The following is a 22,150-nucleotide window of genomic DNA, read 5'->3' as shown; positions in this document are numbered from 1 at the left end:
CGTGCGTGTTGCGATCGCGCAAGCTTAACCGCTTGCGGCGGCGCCGGCACGCGTGCAGCGCGCCGGCCGTCGCCGTGCGGCTCAGTTGTAGCCGAGCACGACCGATGCCGCATCGCCGATGTCGTCCGCCGGCTGTGCGCCGAAGCGGCCGAGCACGTCGGCCACATACTGCGGCCCTGCGCTGATCTGCGACGAGCGGTGCGCGACGGGCCGGTTATCGCCCGCGCGCGGTGCCGCGCCCATCGGTACGGTGTCGTTGACGGTGATGTTCACGTTGCTGTCTCCTCACGCGGCGAGCGCCGCTCCATACGCGCGCACGAGGCGCGCGACGCCTTCCCGGATCGCATCGACGTCCGGCGCGGCGAACGACAGGCGCAGCGATGCCGCGTCGACGTTGTCCGCGAAGAATGCCTTGCCCGGCACGAACACGACCTTGTTCGCGATCGCCTGTTGCAGCAGCACGTCCGACGACACCGCGCCGATCCGCGCCCACACGAACATCCCGCCTTCGGGACGATGAAACTCGATCGCATCGCCCAGGCCGTCGCGCAATGCGTCGCACATCGCAGCGCATTTGCGCTGGTAAGCGGCCGTGATGCGCGGCAGATGGCGTTCGAGCGCGCCGTCGGCCAGATACTCGGCGGCGGTCGCCTGCGTCCACGGCGTGCTGCACAGGTCGACCGTCTGCTTCGCGATCACGCAGCGGCGCGCGATCTCGGCCGGCGCGATCGTCCAGCCCACGCGCAGCCCCGGCGCGACGATCTTCGACAGGCTCGCGAAATGCACGATCCAGTCGCGTGCGCCGTCCACTTCGTCGGCCAGCGCAAGCATCGACGGCACGGCTTCGCCCGCGAAACGCAGGTCGCCGTACGGATCGTCCTCGACGATCAGGAAGCGGTATTGCACCGCGAGACGCAGCAGCTTCAGCCGTCGTTCGCGCGTGAGCGTCGCGCCGGTCGGGTTCGCGAAGGTCGGGACCGTGTAGAGCAGCTTCGGCTGCGCGATCGCGCCGGAGGAAAGCTGTTCGCCGAGACGATCGACGTCGAGCCCCGCGCCGTCGACCGGAATCGTCACGATGCGCGCCTGCTGCAGACGCATCGCCTGCAGCGTCGCCGGATAGGCCGGCTGCTCGGTCAGCACGACGTCGCCGGCCGACACCATCACGCGCAGCAACAGGTCGAGCCCCTGCTGCGAACCGGTCGTGACGAGCAGCTCCGCCGCCGTGCACGCCACACCGCGGCGCGCCATCAACGCGATCAGTTGCTGCTTCAGTTCGGCGAGGCCATCGGTCGGGCCGTATTGCAGGCAGCGCACCGGCTGCGCATACGCGCGCCCGGCGGCCGCGTTCAGGCCGTCAACGTCGAACAGGTCGCTGGCCGGATAACCGCCCGCGAAGGAAATCATGCCCGGTTCGGACAGGTACTTGAACAGTTCGCGGATCGGCGAGCCGGCGGGATTCTGGAATGAGGGAGTGAACGCGTACATGTCGTCGTGAGCTGGATGGCGCGGACGGCCGGGATAGCCGCCAGGTACCGGCCACCGCGGCGCTTCTGGCGCCACGGCGGCGAAATCGAGCCACGATTGTCGATAGTCATTAAGGCCGCGGCAAACGATATCTATGCACTAGGTCTTGCGGTTTGGTCATCAAATGGGGTGTGGCGCGGGAGCAGCAAATGGACGATCGGCCGCGTACGCCGGCATGCCGGCGCCGGGTGCCGGGCACGCGTTGCCGCCGGAAAGCCGATCCGCCCGATTGTTTCGCCGCACGCGCTCCCTGGCCGCCCCGCTCGCCGGGTCCGAACCGGGTCAGTGCGCCGTGCCCACCGGCGCGGCCGGCGGCGGCTTCGGCTTCCACGTCGAGAGCGTGCGCGTGAGGTCGTCCGACACATAGTGCGGACCATCGAACAGGTAGACCGGATAACCGCGATACGCCAGCAGTTGCTTGCCCAGCTCGTCGGCGCTGGCCGAACGGAATCCGCCCCGCTCGGCAGGCCTGAACGCCTCGGCGATGACCCGCACGCGTCGCTTGCCCAATTTTGCAACCAGTTCGTCGAGGTAGGCGCGCGCGACATACGGCTCGCGGGCATAGACACCGCAGCCGTCCTGAAAGAACACGCCGACGTCCGCGGGCAGCCACGCCGCGAGCCAGTCCGCGAGCGCCTTTCCGCCGATGTTGGTCTGGTCGTACACGCTCACCCAGAGCGGCCGCGGCAGCCGTTGCAGGACGGCGGCGAGCTTTGGCGCGTCCTGCCAGGTCGGATCGATCTCGACCGGAAAGTAGTAGCCGGCGACATGCAGCGGAACCGGTGCGCGCGCCACTTCCAGCGACTGGTCGGCGAGCGTCGACAGATGGGTGCGCGCCCGTTTTTCGTCCTGGTAGCCGGCCAGCCCCAGGATGACGTTCCTGGCCCACGGCTCACGACCGATGCGCTCCCAGTCGGGCAGGTGCGCGGCAGGCTGGATCGAGGTGCCGGCGATGAACGCGGTATCGTCGACGACGGTCCATTGAATCAGCAGATCGTGAATGCCGAGCATCTGCCAGTTGCCGACCGGATTCGTCGTCGAGTTGTCCACCTGCCAGACGATGCCGTCCGCGTGCACGTCGTGCGCGGTCCAGCTGCAGGCGGCCACGACGAGCGAGGCGCCGATCGCCGCGAGCGTCGCCGCCCGGGGCGAACGCGGCGCGACTGAAAGCGGGCTCGGTCGCGCGGCGAGCCGAAGCCGGCCCATACGCCGTTGAATCCTGCGCCAGGCCGGGATCGCGTACGTGGTCATCGCTGGCTCTCCGGAAGCATGCCTGCGCGTCATCGTAGCCGATCGAACACAAACGTGCGACCCGCATCGGCAATGCGGGTCGCACAGGGCTGTCGCTACGCCTGCATCACTTGGCCGTCGTGCCGTCCACCCACGTGTAGCCGAGATTCGTAATGCCGGTAATCATGCTCTGGAAGTCCTGGAGCGCCGGCAATCCGAGATCCGGTTCAAGCCAGTACGGATGGAAGAAGAACGACGCGAAACCGTCGCGTACCGCCAGGCCATACCGGGCATTGGTCACGATTTGCTGCCACGTGTACGTGATGCACGAGAACGGGTCGATATTGCAGATGTTGTACTGCACGCTGCCCAGGTTCTCCGGAACGATCCGCTGCCCGTAGTAATCGGCGTTGATGATGTACGGGAAAAACTGCCCGGCCGAAAAGTCCTGGTTGGCGGCACCCGTTCCGAGTTGCGGCTTGGTCGACGTGTAGTACACGGCCCGCTGGAACGTGGTCGGGAACGTGAGGGCTGTCGCCGACGACGCGGCCGGCGACATCTGGTACTGCGGCGCGGCCCAGCCGACGATCTTGTAGCCGTTGAGCGTGAACTCGAGCAGGCCGTCGGCCATTCGGCCTTCCGCCCACGGGATGGAGTCCTCATCAACCGGCCGGTTCTGCACCGCGTACCAGAACTCGTAGTCGCTGCCGCTGACTGCATTCAGCAGGTTCGGCGTCGAATCGTACTGATGCGTATAACCGTGCATCACGATCGAGCCGCCGCGCGCGAGCGCGTAGTTCAGCGCCCTCTTGAGGCCCGTCGCCTGCGCCAGATGGATCGTCTCCGGCACGCCGCCGTTGTAATAGCCGTTCGGGTCCGTATACAACGGGATGGTTGCCATCGTGAACGGAATGTGCTTCGAGTACATGTAGTTTGTCAGCTGCTGCATCGAACTCGTCGTCGTATACGCGTCGAGGTCTTCCAGACGGACGAGCGCACGATGATTCACCGGTGCATTGGTCTGCAGGATGTCGTGCAGGATGTCGCAGATCACCAGGTAGCGATCCGTCGGGCCGATGTAGGAAAACGGCATGTCCGCGAAGTACCAGAAGTTGCCCGAGCGCATGATGTACGGCGCGGTTGCGCCGCTCTGGCTGTTCTTGATGGTGACGAGCGCTTGCGCCTTGGTGGAATCGACGACCTGGGTCAATCCGATGTCCGGATCCGCGCTGATGACGCCCGTCGACGCGTTATAGGCGTAGTACTTGACCATCGACAGGTTCTTGTACGTGACCGTATCGTAGAAGCCCGGATTCGGATTGCTCGCCGACGGCGTCGCGTTCATCCCCGCGAGGCCCAGGAAGCTGAACCCGAAGGTCTGATTGAACGTGAAGGCCGTGTTCCAGGCCAGTTGCCACAGGTTGTACTTGAACCAGACCACCGTCTTCTTGGTGGTCATCACGTCGCTCATGAACGCCGTCGGAATCGGGTTGTTGTAGTAGTCGCCGATATAGAACGTGACGTCGTGGCTGCCGACCATGCCGGACGTGTAGTTCTGGATCGGAACCAGATCGATCGTCGCATTGAAATGGCCAAGCAGGTTCCTCAGCATGATGCTGTACATCAGGCCGAGCTTCGAATAGGGGTCGTTGGCCGGGTTGTCGTACAGCACGAGCGTATGGGCAGTGGTGGCCTGCGCGTGCGCGGTGCCCGGCAATGTCATTTGCGCGAGCCCCGCTAGCAGGGCGATGACGAGCAAGATCTTTTTCATGGCCGTTTCTCCCTAGTCGCGTTCCACATTGCCGTTGAGTTTCTTGACGGAATTCTTGGTGAACTTCGGGCGCCCCGTTTCCTTGTATGCCTTCTCCCAATCCTCGTCGGCCATCCCTGCTTTCACGTTGACGTGAGCCGAGCCGTTCGGGAGCGGAGGCGGCTTGATGTTCATGACGGAAGCGTTGCCTGTCGCCTGCGCATTCGCATCCTGAACGCCGACGGCGATGGCGAACGTGGTGATCAATGCGACGAGTGATCCGGCGATGCTCAACCCGTTTCGAAAAGATTCATTGCGATGCGAAGGCATGATTTTCATCCTTTGATATGCAAAATAAGTTCATCTCGCTCACGAGACGAGCATGGAGAATCACCCTCCGGAATCGGGGCGCCATGTCGTTGATTTTTGCTGCGCAATTGAAACCAGACAAATAAATCCGGGAGGAGATGGCTTTACTTTCAAGCTAGATCCGTACCATCGGTCGCAAATGGGCTTGCGTTAAGGGGGTGAAATTGACGCATCGACGCCACTCAAAAATTGCGTCGATAAAACGTTTCAGGCGTGCAACGCGGCGGTGTCATGAATTTAATCGGACAAACGCGCGAACCCTGTTCGTACGATTCAGGGAAAACCAGTCAATCGCCGAGCTTCGCCGAGCACGACGCGAAAATTTCCTCCGACGACATGCATGTGCAATGACGACTGAAGCACCGGCTTTCCGGTTCGACGCCGGTTCATCCGGCTGGTCACCGCCGGAATCGCGTGACGATTTCCCGACAGCGACAATCGAGGCCCGGCAGCGGGTCGGGAAACGATGTGTCATCCGGTCGATCGACGGCGTGTTTCAGCACTGAAACATTTGGCTCGGATTCGGCGGGCCGATCCCGTTCGGCTAGCCGCGATGTACGTAACGTCAAGGGTCGCGCAGCGATGGCGCACGACTTGCTACATGACCTGTGTGCTGCGGAGTCGGTGCGCGGGGGCACTGCGCAAGCGTCGGGTGGAGAGCGGCTGCAAGCGATCAGGAATGCAGGGACGGAGGCAGGCAGGCAAGCGGTAAACGGGCAGTCAAAAAGTCATCCACTGAACACGTCGCATCGTTCGCGATGCAACGTGACCACATCGGGAAAGCTCGCGTGCTGCCGGCTTTTTCGAACGGCGGGAATTCGCGCGGCGCAAGCCACGGAGTGGACGTGACGGGGCCGGCGAGGACGGGGAACTTTCGTCTTTCGTCGATACGAGGGGAAATAATCAAATAAAAGATAAAATCGCGGAAAAAATGATGGATAACATGATTTGGAGTGCGTACTTATACGCACTTAACCTTGTCGCCATTGTGACCGCAATTGTCATCCTGGTGAGCACACTGGATGACCTCACGCTGGATGCCTGTTACTGGTCGTTTGAAATCCGGCGCATCCTGCGCCGTGAAAAATCGCAAACGATCGATATCGGCATGCTGCGCGGGCTGGAAGAACGGCATCTGGCGCTGATGGTTCCGGCCTGGAAGGAATACGACGTGATCGCCAAGATGATCGAAAACACCTTGGCGACCCTCGAGTACGAGCGCTACGTGATATTCGTCGGCACCTATCACAACGATGCCGAAACCACGGCCGAGGTCGAACGCATGGTCCGCCGGTACCCGGGCAGGGTCACGCGCGCGACCGTGATGAACGACGGGCCGACCTGCAAGGCGGACTGCCTGAACTGGATCATCGAAGCGATCCTGCGCTACGAAGCGGTCCACCGGATTCAATTCGCGGGCGTCGTCATGCACGACTGCGAGGACGTCATTCATCCGGTCGAACTCAAGTACCTCAACCACGCAGTGGCGGATAGCGACCTGGTCCAGCTTCCCGTGCTGTCCTTGCCGCGAAAATGGAACGAGTTCGTCGCCGGATGCTACCTGGACGATTTCAGCGAAACGCACCAGAAGGACGTGCCGGTTCGGGCCCGCCTGACCGGCGTCGTCCCGGGCGCGGGCGTTGCATCGTGCTACAGCAGGCGCTCGATCGAAGCGGCGATGAAGGAACGCAACGGCTCGCCGTTCAACACCAGTTCGCTGACCGAGGACTACGACTTCAGCTTCCGGTTGAGAGACCTGGGGATGAAGGAAACCTTTGCATGCATTCCATTGACGGGCATCACGCGCGATGCAGCGGAAAGACGCGCAACGGGTAGCGTCGCCAATCGCAACCTGCTGGCCACGCGCGAGTATTTTCCGAAGACATTTCGTACCGCGTACCGTCAGCGCACGCGCTGGATCCTCGGCATCGCCTTTCAGGGCTGGGAGCAACTCGGCTGGAAAGGCAATCTTCTCACCCGATACATGTTCTTCCACGATCGCAAGGGCATCGTGACCTCGCTGTTTTCGGTCATTGCCTATGGCGTGCTGGTCAACTTCCTGTTGCTCGGCGCACTTCAGCGATCCCTCCATGTCATCCCCGTCGGCGCCCCGCTCTTCATGGCGAGCCACTGGGTCGCGCCGCTGCTGTGGATCAACACCGCCATGCTGTTTGCGCGGGCCGGCCAGCGCTTCCATTTCGTCAGCAAGCTGAACGGCCCGACCCAGGGGCTGTTGTCGATCCCGCGGATGTTCGTCAACAACCTGATCAATTTCTACGCGGTTTGCCGCGCGTGGCGCATCTACATCGGCCACCTGGTGACCGGCAAGCCCATCGCGTGGGACAAGACCAGCCATACCTACCTGTCGAACGAAGCGCTCGGGAAAGCGCGCATGAAAGTCGGCGAGATCCTGGTCGGCTGGGGCGTGGTCACGCTGGAGCAATTGCAGGCGAGCCTCGAGAAGCAGCTGACCTGCGGCAAACGTCTCGGTGAACTGCTGGTCGAAGGCTGCGCGATATCCGCCGAATCGCTCGCGGATGCAATCGCCGAGCAAGCCGAACTGCCCCGGGTGAGCCTCGGCAACGTCGCGGTGGGCCACTTCGCGGATTCGCTGGCATTCGAGCTGCAGTACGCGTACCACGCCGTGCCGTTTTCGACCGCGGAAGACGGCACGTTGAACGTTGCGGTCGGGCGACCGCTCACGCCGGACGAACAGGACGTCGTGCGGCGCGGCGCGCGATCGAACGTGGCCTACTTCATCGCCTGCGATGCGGAGATTGCCGCCGAACTCTCGCGGCACTCGCGCTTCGTCGAACTCGCCCGCGCACGCGACGGCGACCCGGCGGCGCAGCAGGGCGCCCTCGTGACGAAACCGTCGGGAGAACAGGCATGAAGCATTCGAAACCCCCGATCGCGGCCGGCCTCAAGCGCTGCGCACGGTTGAGCGCACTGGCGATCGCCGTGTCGCTGGCGTGGCACGCGCCGGCCTCCGCCGCGCAGCCGCTGACGCCCAAGGCCTACCGGCTCGCCGACAGCGCCTACAAGGCGATCAATGCCGGCGACCTGCCCCTCGCGGAAGTGTATGCGTCGCGCGCCATCCGGATTCAGCCCGGTAGCGAACAGCTCGGGCTGCTGCTCGTCGACGTATACAGGCGGGAAGGAAAGGTCGACGAAGCGGACGCCTTGGTGGAATCGCTGATGGTTCGTTTTCCGAAGAGTGCGGCGGTGCGCGCGCAGCACGGCTACCTGGCGCAGCGGCAGATGCGCTACGACGTCGCCTGCAGCGATTTCTCGGCCGCCGTCGCAACCGGGACATGGAGCAAGGAGCAGCAGCGCAACCTGCGTCTCGCCTGGTCGGACAGCGCTCTCGCGGCGAATCGTCCGCATGAAGCCGGCATTGCGCTGGCCCCGCTCGCCGATGAAAAATCGGCCGTGGTGCAGCTGCGCATCGCGCAGTTGAGCCTGCAGGCGGGCGACCGCGATACCGCGATCCGGATGGCGGATCTCGCGGCCGGCGATGCGACGACCGAAGGCGAGCGCAACATGGCCGCATCGATCGCGGCGCAGGCGCGGCAGGAAGACCAGCCCGCCCAGGCGCCGGTGGACAATACCGCGCAACAGAAATTGCAGGAAGCCTATGACCTGCTGCGCGACCACAAGGATCGCGAGGCACTCGACGCATTCCAGGAGGGATTCGCCGGCGGCGCCGGCAACGCGATGAACTACGCGGACGCGGGTTATGCCGCCAAGCGGATCGGGTTGAACGACGAGTCCATCGACCTGTTCGAGCACAGCCTCGACGCCGACGAGAACGAACACAAATTCGATGCGCAGCACAAGTTCGGCTATCGACGGGAAGTCGAGCAGCTTCAGCGCACCTGGGGCTTCGTGCTGAGCGCGCCGTACCAGTCGGCCGCGTTCGGCCCGCAAGGCACGATCAGCGTGTTGCAGCCGGGTATCGAAGCGTATTGGCAGCCGCCGAAGATCGGCTACCAGAACGGCCGCATCTTCCAGTTCTTCGTGCGTGGATACGGCACGGCCTACGACGGGACGGGCAACGTGACCGGCATGCCGACCGTGCAGGGTTCGGTGGGCGCGCGCTACAAGCCGCTGCCCGACCAGAACGTCGTGCTGACCGCCGAGCGGCTGTTCCACGTCGGCAGCCTGTCGATGACGGACTGGCTGATGCGCGTGGGTTATTCGTCGGAGGCCGGGACCGACCTGAGGGTGACCGAACCGAGCTGGCGCAGCTGGCAGGCGTATGTCGAGGGCGCGTACTTCATCAGCGCGGGTCGATACATCATTTATTCGGAGTTGCGTTACGGGCACACCTGGCGTTTGCCGATGATCAGCGATCGGCTGACCATCTACCCGCACGCGGCGGTGGCCGGCGATCACGACAATCGACAGCCGGAAAAGACGGCGATCGGCGCCGGGCCCGGCATCCAGTTGCGGTACTGGTTCCGCGAAGGGCGGTACAGCGCGCCGGCAAGTTATCTGGATGTCACGGTGCAATACCGGTTCGGATTGACGTCAGCGGCACGCGCACGTGGTCTCGTGGTACGCGCGACATTGTGGTTCTAACCAACGACGCTGACGCTTGCTCCTGGATGGCGCTTTTCGCTTAGTTGGGCGCCTTGAGCGTGATGATCGTCTGACGCAACAGCTGGAAGTACGAGCTCGTCGAATACGGGAGCATTTGCTCGACGTAGTTCCACCAGAAGAATCCGCCGATGAAACGCGGATCGGCCATGCTGTTGACCATCGGGTAGTAGGTCTTGATCAGGTTCTGCTGCACCGATGCGGGCGCGGAGGTATCCGAGGTGCCGATTTCACCGAAGCCGACCTTCGCGTTCGGGAAGATGCTTTCCAGCGCCGCGAAATCGTTCTTCCACGTCGGGTTCAGCCCCGGGCAATCCTGATACGGGTAGTAGCTGAACAGCGCGTAGTCGGCCTGCTGGCGGACCGTCGACGACAGGAACGTGGTCGGCCACGTCTTCCAGTAATCCTGCGGCTTCTCCCAGCAGTTGTTGCCCTTGCTGTCGTCGTTGTAGTACAGCGTGATGGCCGTCTTGCCGCCGTTCGATTTGACGATCTGGTTGGCCGCCGCAACCATCTGGCCGATCTGCTGCTCTTGCGAGTTGACCACGGAATTCGTGCCGCTCGGGTTGTTACGCAGCCATTCGCCGTTGATTTCGTTCGCGATCTCCCAGACGTCGACGGTGTTCTTCAGCTGCGACACCAGTTCCTGCGTGCGCGCCTGATACGTGGCGAGATCCGTCGGGAAATAGTAGGAATCGTAGACTTCGCCCATCACGTACGCGACTGCGTGCAGGCGCAGCAGAGGCGCGTAGTAGTCGGCGGCCGACGTACCCGGATCGAACACGACACGCACGGTGGGCTTGTACGGCAGGTTCTGCAGCGACGCGACGATGGCGTCCAGTTTGGTCAGGTCGTCGAGGGTCACACCGTAGACGGGATTCTTCAGAGGTTCGACCTGGGCTTCGGCGGGCCGGGATAAAGGCATGAGCCCGGCATAAGCGACGCATGCGGCGATGGCCGTGCGCGAGATTTTTTTCGTCAGTCCTTTCAAAACGCTTTCCGTTATAAAGTAAGAGGAAGCGCGATTTTAGACGAAAATAAAAGCTAATTATCGGATGATACGCGAAGTAGCGGGCCCTAAAACTTCGTTAGGATTGGTATCGAATACGCGCTATCCGGCGTGTCGCGACGGGCGATTGTTACGAAATACTGATTAAATCGGCACGAGGCGCGGAGACGCGGTGGAGGCGTCCAAGGGTTTAGCCGATATCCGGGTGGTTGCTTGCAAACGATTGCGGACATCCCAAGCCGGTAACAACGGATTTCGACTGACAAGCGCGGCAGCGTGAAGGGAGCCGCTCGCCAGGGCCGCGCCTCGTTGAAACGGCCCGAAGAAATCAGGGCGGCCGGAACGTCCGTCGCGAGAGTGAGATCAGACGGGTAAGTCAAAACCCTGATCTCTCGGCCTGCGTCAGATCAGACCTGGGATTGCTTCGCCGTCACGCCATCACGGGCCGTGATCGACCCGAAGCCGACGCACTCTGGCGCATTCGCTGATGCCGAGAGCGAATGCTCAATTGAATATTCCGATTAGACCGTGCCCCGAAGGGTTTCGGCGAATGGCCCGGACTTCAGGCATCCGCCGAGCGTTTGACCGTGAACCGATCGCCGATCGAGAAGCCGACCGGGCCACCGGCACCCGGCAGGCTTCGCAGACGCATGCGACATCACGCTCCCCAACGCTTGAAGACGACGCTGGCGTTCACGCCGCCGAAGCCGAAACCGTTGGCCATCGCGTGAACGATCGGCATGTGCCGCGGCGCATCGCGCACGATGTCCAGGCCCTCGGCGAGTGCGTCCGGCTGTTCGAGGTTCAGCGTCATCGGGACGACCTGATCGCGCAAGGCCAGGGCGGTGAAGATCGCCGCTACGCCACCGGCCGCGCCCAGCAAGTGGCCCGTCGCCGACTTGGTGGAGGTGATGGCGAGCGGGACGTCGACGCCGAACAGGTCGCGCACCGCGGCCAATTCGCCCAGGTCGCCGACCGGCGTCGAGGTGGCATGAGCGTTGAGATGCTGCAGGTTGGACGGAGTCAGGCCGGCCTGCGTCAGCGCCGTCTGCATCGAGCGTCGCGCGCCGCTGCCGTCTTCGGGGCCGGAGGTAATGTGAAACGCATCGGCGCTGGTGCCATATCCAATGAGTTCGACCAGGGGCGCGGCGCCGCGCGCAAGCGCGTGCTCGAGCGATTCGATCACCAGCATGCCGGCGCCTTCGCCCATCACGAAACCGTCGCGGGCCCGGTCGAAGGGTCGCGATGCGCGGGTGGGCGTGTCATTGAAGCCGGTGGACAAGGTCTTCGCTGCGGCGAAGGCGCCCAGGCTGACGCGATCGATTGCGGCCTCGGCGCCACCGCACACCGCGATGTCGGCCTCGCCGCAGCGGATCAGCCGTGCCGCGTCGCCGATGGCCTGGATGCTCGCGGCACAAGCCGTCACCGGGGCACCCATCGGCCCCTTCAGGCCGTGCCGGATCGACACGTGGCCCGCGGCAAGGTTGACGAGAAACGAGGGGATCGTGAACGGCGACAGACGCTTCGGTCCGCGCGTCTCGGTCGTCCGCACCGCGCCCGCAATCGCCGGAAATCCACCGATGCCCGACGCGATGACCGTGGCGGTGCGCCGCTGGGACGCTTCGTCGGCCGGAGCCCATTGCGCCTGCGCGAGTGCCTCTTGCGCGGCGGCGAGCGCGAAGGCGATGAAGCGGTCGATCTTGCGCTGGTCCTTGGTCGACACGATGCGGTCGATGTCGAAGCCGCCGCACCCGTCCTCGTGCACATCGGGCACCACACCGCCCACGCGGGCCGCGATGTCCGCCGTCATCGAATCCGGTAGCCGGCGCAAGCCTGACTGACCGGCCAGCAGCCGCTGCCACGCCAGCTCGACTCCGCACCCCAGCGGCGAGACCATTCCCATCCCGGTGACGACGATTCGGCGGTTCGCAGTGGGCATGATGTGCATGGATTCTGTCCTGGTCGATCTATTGATGATGATCGACATCATACAGTATTGAGTATGATTGTCATCAACACGCAATGCCATGCGCACGAAAGGATCTTCATGAAAGTCTCGAAAACGCAGGTGGCCGAGAACCGCCTCGCCATCCTGCAGGCCGCGGCCCGGCTGTACCGCGAACGCGGTTTCACCGGCGTGGGAGTGGCCGACATCACACGCGAGGCCGGGCTCACCCACGGCGGGCTGTACCGGCACTTCGAATCGAAGGATGCACTGGCAGCGGAGGCCGCGGAATATGCGTTCGAGTGGAAACTCTCCGAGCTGGAGACACCGGATGCCGATGCGAACACCGACGCCGACGGGTTCCTTCGAGCCGGCGTCGCGAATTACCTGTCGCCGCAGCATCGCGACAGTGTCGGCCAGGGCTGCCCGGTGGCCGCGCTCGCGGCAGACGCGGCACGCGAAACGGGTGCGATCGCAGACGCTTTCGCCCAAGGCATCGGGCGCTACATGACGCTATTCGCGCAGCGGAGGCCCGATGGCACCGAGGCTGCGCAGATCGAACCCGAGGACCGGGTTCGAGCAATTTCGATGCTGTCGACAATGGTGGGCGGATTGATCCTCGCCCGAGCCACCGCGCGGGGATTGCCCGCGCTATCGGACGAGATTCTCGCGACCTTGCGCGATCATCTTGCGGCCACATGGGGCCTCGATGAAGCCAACGTCGACGGGCGCGACTGGAAATCGATCGCCGAAGGGGCGAGTCCCCCCGAACCACACCGCGTCCGGTGAACCCGCCCCCTTCCGGTTTCCGCTCAAACAAACGCGTTCCGGTTCGCCTCGATCACCGTCAACGCCGTCATGTTCACGATCCGCCGCACCGTCGCGCTGGACGTCAGAATGTTCACCGGCGCGTTGACGCCCAACAGGAACGGCCCCACCGCCACATTGCTGCCCGCCTCCGTCTTGAGCAGGTTGTACGCGATATTCCCCGCATCCACGTTCGGGCACACGAGCAGGTTCGCCGCCCCCTTCAGCGGCGACATCGGCAGCAGCCTCGACCGCAAGCCCTCGTCGAGCGCGCAGTCGCCATGCATCTCGCCGTCCGCCTCGATATCGGGCGCCTGCCCCCGGATGATCTCCAGCGCCCGGCGCATCTTCACGCCCGACGCCGCACTCCCCGACCCGAAGTTCGACCGCGACAGCAACGCCGCCTTCGGCGTGAGGTTCAGCCATTCCATCTGACGAGCCGCGGCAATCGTGAATTCCGCGATCTGCTCGGCATCGGGATTGTCGTTGACGTGCGTGTCCACCAGCGCGACCGTCCGCTGGTCGAGCAACAGGATGTTCATCGCCGCATACGTGGACGCACCCGGCTTCCTGCCAATCACCTCGTCGACGAACCGCAGGTGGTTGTGATATTCGCCGACCGTGCCGCAAATCATCCCGTCCGCATCGCCGAGCCGCACCATCATCGCGCCGATCAGCGTCAGGCGGCGCCGCATCTCGACCCGCGCCATTTCCTTCGAGATGCCATCCCGGCAGCGCAGCTCCCAATACGTCGTCCAGTACTGCGGGAACCGCTCGTCGTACTCGGGGTTCGTCACCTCGACATCCTGGCCGAGCCGGATCCGCAAGCCGAACCGCTCGATGCGCGCCAGCAGCACTTCCGGGCGCCCGACCAGGATCGGACGCGCCAGCTTCTCGTCGACGATCACCTGCACCGCGCGGAGCACGCGCTCGTCCTCGCCTTCGGTGAAGACGATCCGCGCCTTGCCGCCGTCACGCACCAGCCGGCGCGCCGTCGCGAACAGCGGCTTCATGAACGCGCCGGAGTGGTAGACGAATTGCTGCAGTTGCTCGACATACGCGTCGAGATCCGTCAGCGGGCGCTTCGCCACGCCGCCCTCCATCGCCGCCTTCGCCACGGCCGGCGCGATACGGACGATCAGGCGCGGGTCGAACGGCTTCGGAATCAGGTATTGCGCGCCGAACGCCACGTCGTATGCGCCGTAGGCCGCCGCGACGACTTCGTTCTGCTCTTCCTCGGCCAGCCCCGCGATCGCGTGCACCGCGGCGATCTCCATGTCGCGGGTGATCGTCGTCGCGCCCACGTCCAGCGCGCCGCGGAAGATGTACGGGAAGCAGAGGACGTTGTTGACCTGGTTCGGGTAGTCCGAACGGCCCGTCGCGATGACGACGTCGTCGCGCGTCGCATGCGCCAGTTCCGGGAAGATTTCCGGCGTGGGATTGGCCAGCGCGAGAATCAGCGGGCGCGGCGCCATCTCCTTCAGCATCTCGGCACTCAGGATGCCGCCGACCGACAGGCCCAGGAACACGTCCGCGCCGCCGATCACGTCGGCCAGCTTGCGCGCATCGGTTTCCTGCGCAAAGCGCGACTTGGCCGGGTCCATCAGCGCGGTGCGCCCGCGATAGACGACGCCTTCGATATCGGTCACCCACACGTTCTCGACCGGCAGCCCGAGGTCGACCAGCAGGTCCAGACAGGCCAGCGCGGCGGCCCCTGCGCCCGACGTCACGACCTTCACTTCCGAAATCGACTTGCCGACGACCTTCAGCCCGTTGATGAACGCGGCGGACACGGTGATGGCGGTGCCGTGCTGATCGTCATGGAAGACCGGGATCTTCATGCGTTCGCGCAGCTTCTGCTCGACGGTGAAGCATTCGGGCGCCTTGATGTCCTCGAGGTTGATGCCGCCGAAGGTGGGCTCGAGGCCCGCGATGATGTCGACCAGCTTGTCGGGATCGGTTTCGTTGATCTCGATGTCGAAGACGTCGATCCCCGCGAACTTCTTGAAGAGCACGGCCTTGCCTTCCATGACCGGCTTGGAGGCGAGCGGGCCGATGTTGCCCAGACCCAGCACGGCCGTGCCGTTCGTGATCACGCCGACCAGGTTGCCGCGGCTGGTGAAGCGGTGCGCCTGCAGCGGATCGGCGGCGATGGCCTCGCACACGCCCGCCACGCCCGGCGTGTACGCCAACGCGAGATCGCGCTGCGTCACGAGCGGCTTGCTGGCGACGACCGAGATCTTTCCCGGGGTCGGAAATTCGTGATAGTCGAACGCTGCCTGCTGCTGTGTCTCAGTCTGTTTCATGTTTTTCGATCCGGGCACGGGCGCCAGGCCAGTCCCGGCGCGATCCTTGAAGGTGATTCTAGGGATCCGCCATAAGGTGATGATTCTGTTTTAATATCGCTCCATCACTTTTTCATGATGAATACGTGACCAGTCAATGACTTTTGACGCGAACGACGTGGTCAGGCGGCTGGGCGCGCGCCTGAAGATGCGGCACCTGGTGCTGTTGCTGCAGATCCAGCAGCACGGGTCGCTGACGCGTGTCGCGGAGCACATGGCCAGCAGCCAGCCGGCCGTGACGAACGCGCTGTCCGAGCTGGAGAGCATGTTCGGCACGCCGCTCTTCGAGCGCTCGTCGCGCGGCATGCGGCCTACCGCGCTCGGCGCGGTCGTGCTCGAGCGGGCGAAGGCGATGATCAAGGATCTCGACCACCTCGCCCGCGAAATGGAGGCCGTCGCCGCCGGGCATGCGGCCCACCTGCACATCGGCGTGATCCCGTTCATTTCCGGGCAGATGCTGTCGGCGGCGCTCAAGCGGCTGCAGGCGCGCATGGAACGGCGCCTGACCGTGACGATTCACGAAGGCACCAGCGATCAGCTCCTGCTGCAGCTCAAGGACCACAGCGTCGACATCGTGATCGGGCGGGCGTCGTCGGCGATCGACCTGGGGCAGGTTTCCTTCGAGGTGCTGTACCAGCAGCAGCCGCGCATGATCGCGAGCCGGCGTCTTGCCGCGAAGCTGGCCCGCACCGCGCTGGACTGGCACAAGCTGCACGCGCTCGACTGGATTCTCGGCGCCCCGCATACGCCGATGCGGGAACAGGTCACCGACCTGTTCCTGTCGGCCGGCATCCCGCCGCCCGTGCCGATCGTCGAAAGTTACTCGTCCAAGCTGATCGGCGAGATGATCGCGTCGAGCGACGAGGCCGTATCGATCGTGCCCGCCGACATCGCGGAAGAACTGGTGCGGATCGCCGGCGTGGCGATCGTGCCGTACTCGCTGGTCTGGACACTCCCGCCCATCGCGCTCTTTACCCGCGCCGCCGATTCGCGCTCGCCGGCGCGGGATCTGCTCGTCGACGCGTTGCGCGAGGTATGCAGGGAGACTTACGGGGAAGCGCAGCGATGAGGCTGCGGGCGGCCGCCTGAACGGCGGTTCGCCCCCGCCGGCAACCCACGCGCGCGGCGGCGGCTCGCCGCACCGGCAGCGCGCTACTTGCTGGCGGCGAGGTGACGCAGAATGTCCGCACGCTCGGCGCTCAACACGTGATCCGAGCCCTCGCCGCGGTCATAACGCTTCGCGGTCCGGTAGGAAAACCGCTTCCTGTACTGCCCGATGGCGGGATCGAACGTCCACGCGTCGACGACGAAAAAGTGCTTGCCGAAATGATCCTCGTCGTCGGCCCACACGAAGTCCGCCCGCACGAACACCGGATAGGGTGACACGTCCGGCACCTTCCACATCGCGCGATCGGCCGTCTCGGTCTGGGTGACTTCCGGCATCAGGTTCTCGATCTTGCCGTTCGCGCCATAACGCAATATCGCCACGCGCTCCAGCATCCCGCTGCCCCCGCCCGAGAACATCCCCGAGAAGAACACCCACGAGCCGCCCGACGCAATCGGCAGCCGCTCGGACCGCGGCATCAGACCGAACTGGTAAAGCTCCTTCGACGAATGGGGAACCGGCTCGGGTGGCATCTCGAAGCACGGCGCACGATCGGGGAGCACGCAGAGTTTCACGCCGGACAGCGGAAGCCCGTCCGAATCCTGCCGGCCCTCCGCCTGGGTGAAACGCGGGAATGCCGGTTCGCTCGGGGCGGCCTGCGCACCCGCGATGCCGGCGACGGAAATGCCCAGGATCACCCCGAGCGACTTGACGACCCTGCGCATGCACCTGCCCTCTCTCTCATGTTTTGATAGCCGCGAATTGTCGATGATCCGGCCGCTTCTGTCGAATGGGCGGTTGCGGCCGGCGCTGCGCGTCGCGCCGGTTCGTCAGACCGTCGCCAGAACCAGCCGCCCCGGCGACGCGCCGATGTGCAGCCCGTCGGCGCGATTCGCGAGATAGCGCCGGTTCAACTCGTCCGGCGTCCATGTGTTGCTGTGGCTGAAGCCCAGCGCGGCGAGCGTCGCGGTCAGTGCGTCGGGTTCGAAGAAGCTTTTCCACGGCTCGCCACGCTCGGCGAATCGCGCCGTCATCTGCTCCATCGCGATGCGCATGATCGGCGGCAGGCTCGACAGCGGAACCACATATTCGAGCAGGACCGCGCTGCCTTTGGCACACCCGGCGATGAAGCGCAGCGTGTCGATCACCGCGGCCTCGTCGAGATACATCGTCACGCCGAGCCAGCTGAACAGCGCCGGTGCATCGGCATCGAAACCGGCGCGCGCCAGCCCTTGCGCGAGACCGACCCGCTCGAAATCGACCGGCACGAATTGCAGCGACGGCGGCACCGCCATGCCCGCCTCGCGCAAACGAGCCTGCTTCCACGCCTGCGTCGCCGGCAGGTCGACCTCGAACACGCGCCCCGGCGCATCGGCTCGCCGGTATGCGCTGGTATCGAGCCCCGCACCCAGCACCACATACTGGCGGATGCCGCGTTCGATCGCGTCGGCCCACACGTCGTCGGCAAGCCGGCTGCGTACCACCACCGTACTGCGCATACCCACCGTCATTGGCTGGCGGAACTTGTCGAGGTTGTCGCGCAAGGCTTGCGCCTCAGCCGCACCGAGGACGGTCAGCGCGGCCGGATCGTCGAGCACCAGCGGCCGGTCGAGCAGCTGGTGCGCGGCCCGCTGCGTGGCCACCAGCAACGCGCTCGGCTTGGGCCCGGCGTTCACCGGCGTCGTGTCGGGGCCGACGACATACGCCCGGTTCAGATAAGCAAGCAACGCATCGTCGAGGCCGATGCCCAGTTGCAGATCCGGTTCGCGCATCATCGCATCGCGCACGCGTGCTTCGAGCGCCGCGTCGTCGCCGCAGAAGCTGTCGAGAAACAGCTGCTGCCAGCGCTTGACGATCGCCTGCACCGGTGCGGCGCCGGCGTCGACGCCCGCATCCATTTGCGCTCTCAGTTCGACCACCAGCGCCGGCCACGCTCGATGCTTCATGGCGGCGAACTGGCGCCGCCGCACCTCGTCGGCCTGGGTCGGGTCGAGGTGTTTCGCAAGCAGCGCGCAGCGCGCGTGCACGAACGCTTCGTCGATCCATGCCAGCATCTCCGCCGTGATGCCGACGATTTGCGGAGCACGCGGTTCGTCGAGCTGAATCGCCATCAGCTTGGTCGCGAGCGTCGGATCGTTGCGGGTCATCCGGACCACGAGCCGGATCCAGCGCCACGCCAGTGCCTGGGCGGCCTCGCTGCCGGCCGGCAGCGCCTGCTGCCGGGCAACGCGAACTTCTTCGATCAGCGCGGCCCACGACGGATCCGTCGGCGCGATCGTATCCGGCTCGGATGCGAGCAACGCATCGAGTTCGTCGTCTTCAAGGTGTTTTTGGATCATGTTCATCCACTCCAGAGCGTTCAGCCAGTCGGTCGCCGTGGTCTCGTCGCCGGCGGCGATCATGTCCACGATGTATTGCAGGTGACGACTCAGGCGCTGCGCGCGCGATGCCTGTGCATCGAGTTCCGCGATCTGGCGCTGCAGAAGCTGGAGCGGCGAGCCGGCCAGTTGGCCGTCGAGGCTCGCCTTGATGTCCGGCAGCGAATACCCGAAGCGTTTCAGCGCCTCGATCCGATGCAGCCGGATGAGGTCGTCCCGCCCATACAGGCGCGCGCCGCCGTCCGTGCGCTGCGTCGGCGACAGCAGCCCGATCGCATCGTAGTGGTGCAACGCACGGACGCTCAGTCCCGCCTTCTTCGCCAGATCGCCGATTTTCAGTCGCATTTTTTTCCCGGTCGTCGGTGTCGACCATAAAAGCTGACGTAGCGTCAGGTGCAAGGGAAATCGAAGGGGGCGTATCCAGTTGAACGCCAAGGAGCGGGTTTCTCGTACAGCGACCAGACAATCCCGTCCGATATCAACCCCACGCGAATGAAGTCAAGCGACTCGTAATAAGCGCAGAGCGTCACGTTTTCGACAGCGCAATCGAGCCGGACATAATGCCGGTTCAAGCTGCTCACCTGGCGAGCGCACCAGTCGAGCATGAAACCGCCGAGCCCGAGCCCGTTGAAGCCTTGCCGCACGCAAAGCCCGTGCACGTAACCGGCGATCGGTGCCTGCGGCCCCCAGTGCCGGTCTTCGCCGAAGCCGAGCGAGAACGTTCCGGCCAACGCGCCGTCCAGCTCGACGACATACACGTCCTTTTCAGAAACGTTGCGCCGCACCCACCGTTCGGAGAATCCGTCGCCTTCCTTGCCCCACGCATGGTCGCCGTACGTGAGCTTCTTCGCGTGTGCGTCGTTCCGGATCCGGGTCAGCGCCGGTACGTCGTCTGCCGTTGCCCTGCGGATGCTTGTCGAAGTCATCGCCCGTTTCTCCGTGGCGTCGTCACGTCGCGGCTCGGCAGCCGCCATCCCGCCAAGCCGCATTTTCGACAGCGGGCACTCGCCCGGTCAGCCGAAGGGACGACGCTCTCATGAAGCTGCCGTCTGGAACCAGCGCGTACACGGGCCCGTGTAAATGAGCACGGTCGCGATCGCATTGGCGAGAAAGCCCACTTCGATCAGGCTCAGCCTGAAAGGGAGCCCCATCACGAGAAGGGCCATCGTCGTGACGACCGTGAGCCCCAGTTCCAGCACACGCGCCAGCTTTTGTCGCTGGCACAGGCCCACGATCAGGCTCGCGTTCAGCAAAAGCCAGAAGGCCTGGATGATCCCGATCATCGCAGCGCCTTTGCGCATGAGCACGGCTTTCGCCGCGGGGATTTCGCCAGCCTGGTCGAAACCCAGCATCGTGAGCCAGACGGCGAATCCGGCCTCGATGAGCCAGACGATCGTGAAGAGCGCGATAGCGTGACGGATCTGCAGCGGTGCGTCGGCGCGAAACGCCGGCATGGCCTTCAACTTGCTGATTGGCATCGTCTCTTTCAGGAAGCTTGCGCTCCCCGCCCCGGATTGTGTTCGTATCGTATTTGCCGCTTGCCGATTTCACGACGCAGCGAGTTTCGGCCGAGTCTAGTCCATCCGCGATCGCCGCAGACGCGTACGCGTACGCGCACGCACGCCGAACACGCGTCTAGTGCGAAGCATTCAAGCCCTGCCGGAGAGCCTCGTAGATCCCCGCGCCGGCATCAACGATGAACAGGAGTGCAATGGCGACGCACACAACGCGCCCGATACCGCGCAGGCGCGCCACGCCGACATACAACCCGACAGCGCCGACGCAAAGCGTCACGGGCCAGTAGATGGCCCCCATGAGAATCGCGATGACGGGAAAAGGCAGGTCAATGGCGATGTCACTCATCCCGGAAAGCTCCGTTGCTCGCATGAGGCATGCGTTCGCTCATCGATTCGACGGCGTCGGTCGACCGCCGTCCCTCCGCACCTGACCTTGCAAGCCGCCGCGCCGCCCCATGCTGCCCGACAGGGCATCACCCCTGCGCCTGATGGCACACCACCTCGATATTGTGCCCGTCCGGCCCGATGACAAATGCCGCGTAGTAGTTCGCGTGATAATGCGGCCGCAGCCCCGGCGCGCCATTGTCCTTCCCGCCCGCCTCCAGCGCCGCGCGATAGAACGCATCGACCTGCTGCCGGTCGTCGGCCACGAACGCGATGTGAAGATGCGCCGGCTTCTCCGACGTCTGGAACAGGCACAACGATGGTTTGCCAGGTGGCGACATCTCGATGCCGTACGACGGATCGCCCTCACCCACCACCACGACGCCAAGCGGTTCAAGTGCGTTGAGGAAAAACGTCTTGCTGGCTGCAAAGTCGCTCACGCCGAATTTGACATGGTCAAACATGACTCCCCCTTCGGATGGATGGGTCTGCCGGCACCCGGATCGGATATGCAAATCACCGCGATGTTGCCACATGCAGCGATCGGTGGCACACCTGCCCGCCCTCGAACAAAAAAAGCCCGACACGGTCGGGCCAACGAGCGGGATACAAGAAGAATCCCGCTCACCCCTCATCGAGCGGTCACACCGTGCTGCCTGACGTCATCACGATCCGGGCAAGAGCCGACGATTGCACACGACGTTGCGACCGATCGTCGATCGTCAGGATTCCATGAAAGGGTTCGGAAAGAATGGCTATGGCGAAACGGGGGTGCCGGATGACGCCCCCGCCGGCAGGGTCGGGAGCGGAACGGCCGGTGGCGCCCGCCCGAAAAAATTGGCCCGCACCTGAGAACCTGAAAGCGCGGGCCAAGCCGAGAACACACAACACCTTGGGGGGGATCAAGGCGAGACCAGTCTAGCCCGAGTCGCCGGAAAGAAAATTTCAGGCCGGATTACAGCTATTACTCCATATGACGAAGCATCGGCCGCCGCCGTGTGCGGGCCAAGAGGCGACACATCGTCCGCGAGCGCGTGCGGCATCGCGGCGTGCCGTTCGCCGGTGTCGCTTCGGGCGGGCGATGGATGCGGTCGCGCCTCGGCATGCGTTGCCGCCTTCCCCGCAAACGCAGGCACCACCGAAGCTGGCGGTATCGCCATTCGCGCCCGCCGTGGACACCGCACG

The 22,150-nt window shown here is 64.5% G+C and carries 18 protein-coding genes; 4 read left to right on the top strand and 14 right to left on the bottom strand.

From position 1 onward, the window contains the following. Positions 1-81 precede the first annotated feature (81 nt). The 5 genes from AB3K92_RS10255 to AB3K92_RS10235 form a co-directional block, all read right to left on the bottom strand. Complete coding sequence (locus tag AB3K92_RS10255) at positions 82-273, bottom strand: hypothetical protein (RefSeq protein ID WP_048021647.1); 192 nt, start codon at positions 271-273, stop codon at positions 82-84. 12 nt (positions 274-285) lie between these two features. After that, positions 286-1,485, bottom strand: coding sequence for a PLP-dependent aminotransferase family protein (locus tag AB3K92_RS10250; RefSeq protein ID WP_060225222.1), 1,200 nt, complete (start codon positions 1,483-1,485; stop codon positions 286-288). Between the two features lie 321 nt (positions 1,486-1,806). After that, on the bottom strand, positions 1,807-2,775 hold the full coding sequence (locus AB3K92_RS10245) for a hypothetical protein (RefSeq protein WP_369464954.1): 969 nt from the start codon (positions 2,773-2,775) through the stop codon (positions 1,807-1,809). A 106-nt stretch (positions 2,776-2,881) separates the two neighbouring features. Beyond that, positions 2,882-4,525, bottom strand: a complete 1,644-nt coding sequence (locus tag AB3K92_RS10240) for a DUF2334 domain-containing protein (RefSeq protein WP_059654018.1) — start codon at positions 4,523-4,525, stop codon at positions 2,882-2,884. Positions 4,526-4,537: 12 nt separating this feature from the next. Beyond that, the gene (locus AB3K92_RS10235; protein WP_081058816.1) at positions 4,538-4,843 is read right to left on the bottom strand and encodes a hypothetical protein; all 306 of its coding nucleotides are present in this window, start codon (positions 4,841-4,843) and stop codon (positions 4,538-4,540) included. 961 nt (positions 4,844-5,804) lie between these two features. Here AB3K92_RS10235 and AB3K92_RS10230 point away from each other — a divergent pair. Both AB3K92_RS10230 and AB3K92_RS10225 read left to right on the top strand, forming a co-directional pair. Then, positions 5,805-7,766: a glycosyl transferase family protein gene (locus AB3K92_RS10230; protein ID WP_059654021.1), complete on the top strand. Its 1,962-nt coding sequence runs from the start codon at positions 5,805-5,807 to the stop codon at positions 7,764-7,766. Next, positions 7,763-9,457 carry a bacteriophage N4 adsorption protein A gene (locus tag AB3K92_RS10225; RefSeq protein ID WP_048021638.1) on the top strand — a complete coding sequence of 565 codons (1,695 nt, stop codon included), beginning with the start codon at positions 7,763-7,765 and terminating at the stop codon, positions 9,455-9,457. The genes AB3K92_RS10230 and AB3K92_RS10225 overlap by 4 nt, the downstream gene beginning before the upstream one ends. Positions 9,458-9,497: 40 nt before the next feature. Here AB3K92_RS10225 and AB3K92_RS10220 read toward each other — a convergent pair whose 3' ends face one another. Further along, complete coding sequence (locus AB3K92_RS10220; protein ID WP_224052045.1) at positions 9,498-10,400, bottom strand: hypothetical protein; 903 nt, start codon at positions 10,398-10,400, stop codon at positions 9,498-9,500. A gap of 742 nt (positions 10,401-11,142) precedes the next feature. Then, a complete protein-coding gene (gene fabF / locus AB3K92_RS10215) occupies positions 11,143-12,432 on the bottom strand; it encodes a beta-ketoacyl-ACP synthase II (protein ID WP_369465774.1) in 1,290 nt (429 codons plus the stop codon). Between the two features lie 99 nt (positions 12,433-12,531). On the opposite strand from fabF, the gene AB3K92_RS10210 reads away from it, so the two are divergent. Beyond that, complete coding sequence (locus tag AB3K92_RS10210; RefSeq protein WP_369464953.1) at positions 12,532-13,218, top strand: TetR/AcrR family transcriptional regulator; 687 nt, start codon at positions 12,532-12,534, stop codon at positions 13,216-13,218. A gap of 23 nt (positions 13,219-13,241) precedes the next feature. Here AB3K92_RS10210 and AB3K92_RS10205 read toward each other — a convergent pair whose 3' ends face one another. Next, entirely contained in the window at positions 13,242-15,542 is a 2,301-nt protein-coding gene (locus AB3K92_RS10205) for an NADP-dependent malic enzyme (protein WP_369464952.1), read from the bottom strand. A gap of 136 nt (positions 15,543-15,678) precedes the next feature. On the opposite strand from AB3K92_RS10205, the gene AB3K92_RS10200 reads away from it, so the two are divergent. Further along, complete coding sequence (locus tag AB3K92_RS10200) at positions 15,679-16,650, top strand: LysR substrate-binding domain-containing protein (RefSeq protein WP_021156700.1); 972 nt, start codon at positions 15,679-15,681, stop codon at positions 16,648-16,650. An 83-nt stretch (positions 16,651-16,733) separates the two neighbouring features. On the opposite strand, the gene AB3K92_RS10195 is transcribed toward AB3K92_RS10200, so the two are convergent. From AB3K92_RS10195 to AB3K92_RS10170, 6 genes are all read right to left on the bottom strand, one after another. Beyond that, positions 16,734-17,411, bottom strand: coding sequence for a hypothetical protein (locus tag AB3K92_RS10195; RefSeq protein ID WP_021156699.1), 678 nt, complete (start codon positions 17,409-17,411; stop codon positions 16,734-16,736). Positions 17,412-17,516: 105 nt separating this feature from the next. Then, positions 17,517-19,409, bottom strand: coding sequence for an SAM-dependent methyltransferase (locus tag AB3K92_RS10190; protein ID WP_369464951.1), 1,893 nt, complete (start codon positions 19,407-19,409; stop codon positions 17,517-17,519). Positions 19,410-19,453: 44 nt separating this feature from the next. Continuing rightward, entirely contained in the window at positions 19,454-19,990 is a 537-nt protein-coding gene (locus AB3K92_RS10185; protein WP_369464950.1) for a GNAT family N-acetyltransferase, read from the bottom strand. A gap of 108 nt (positions 19,991-20,098) precedes the next feature. Then, positions 20,099-20,542 (bottom strand): hypothetical protein, encoded by a 444-nt coding sequence (locus AB3K92_RS10180; RefSeq protein WP_060376961.1) that lies wholly within the window; start codon positions 20,540-20,542, stop codon positions 20,099-20,101. A 157-nt stretch (positions 20,543-20,699) separates the two neighbouring features. Then, positions 20,700-20,927: a hypothetical protein gene (locus AB3K92_RS10175; RefSeq protein ID WP_021156695.1), complete on the bottom strand. Its 228-nt coding sequence runs from the start codon at positions 20,925-20,927 to the stop codon at positions 20,700-20,702. Positions 20,928-21,054: 127 nt separating this feature from the next. Next, positions 21,055-21,429: a VOC family protein gene (locus tag AB3K92_RS10170; RefSeq protein ID WP_021156694.1), complete on the bottom strand. Its 375-nt coding sequence runs from the start codon at positions 21,427-21,429 to the stop codon at positions 21,055-21,057. Positions 21,430-22,150: the final 721 nt, after the last annotated feature.

Origin of the sequence: Burkholderia sp. Bmkn7, from assembly GCF_041103175.1 — a bacterium.
Classification (GTDB): Bacteria; Pseudomonadota; Gammaproteobacteria; order Burkholderiales; family Burkholderiaceae; genus Burkholderia; species Burkholderia cepacia.
This window is presented reverse-complemented; position numbering and strand designations above follow the sequence as displayed.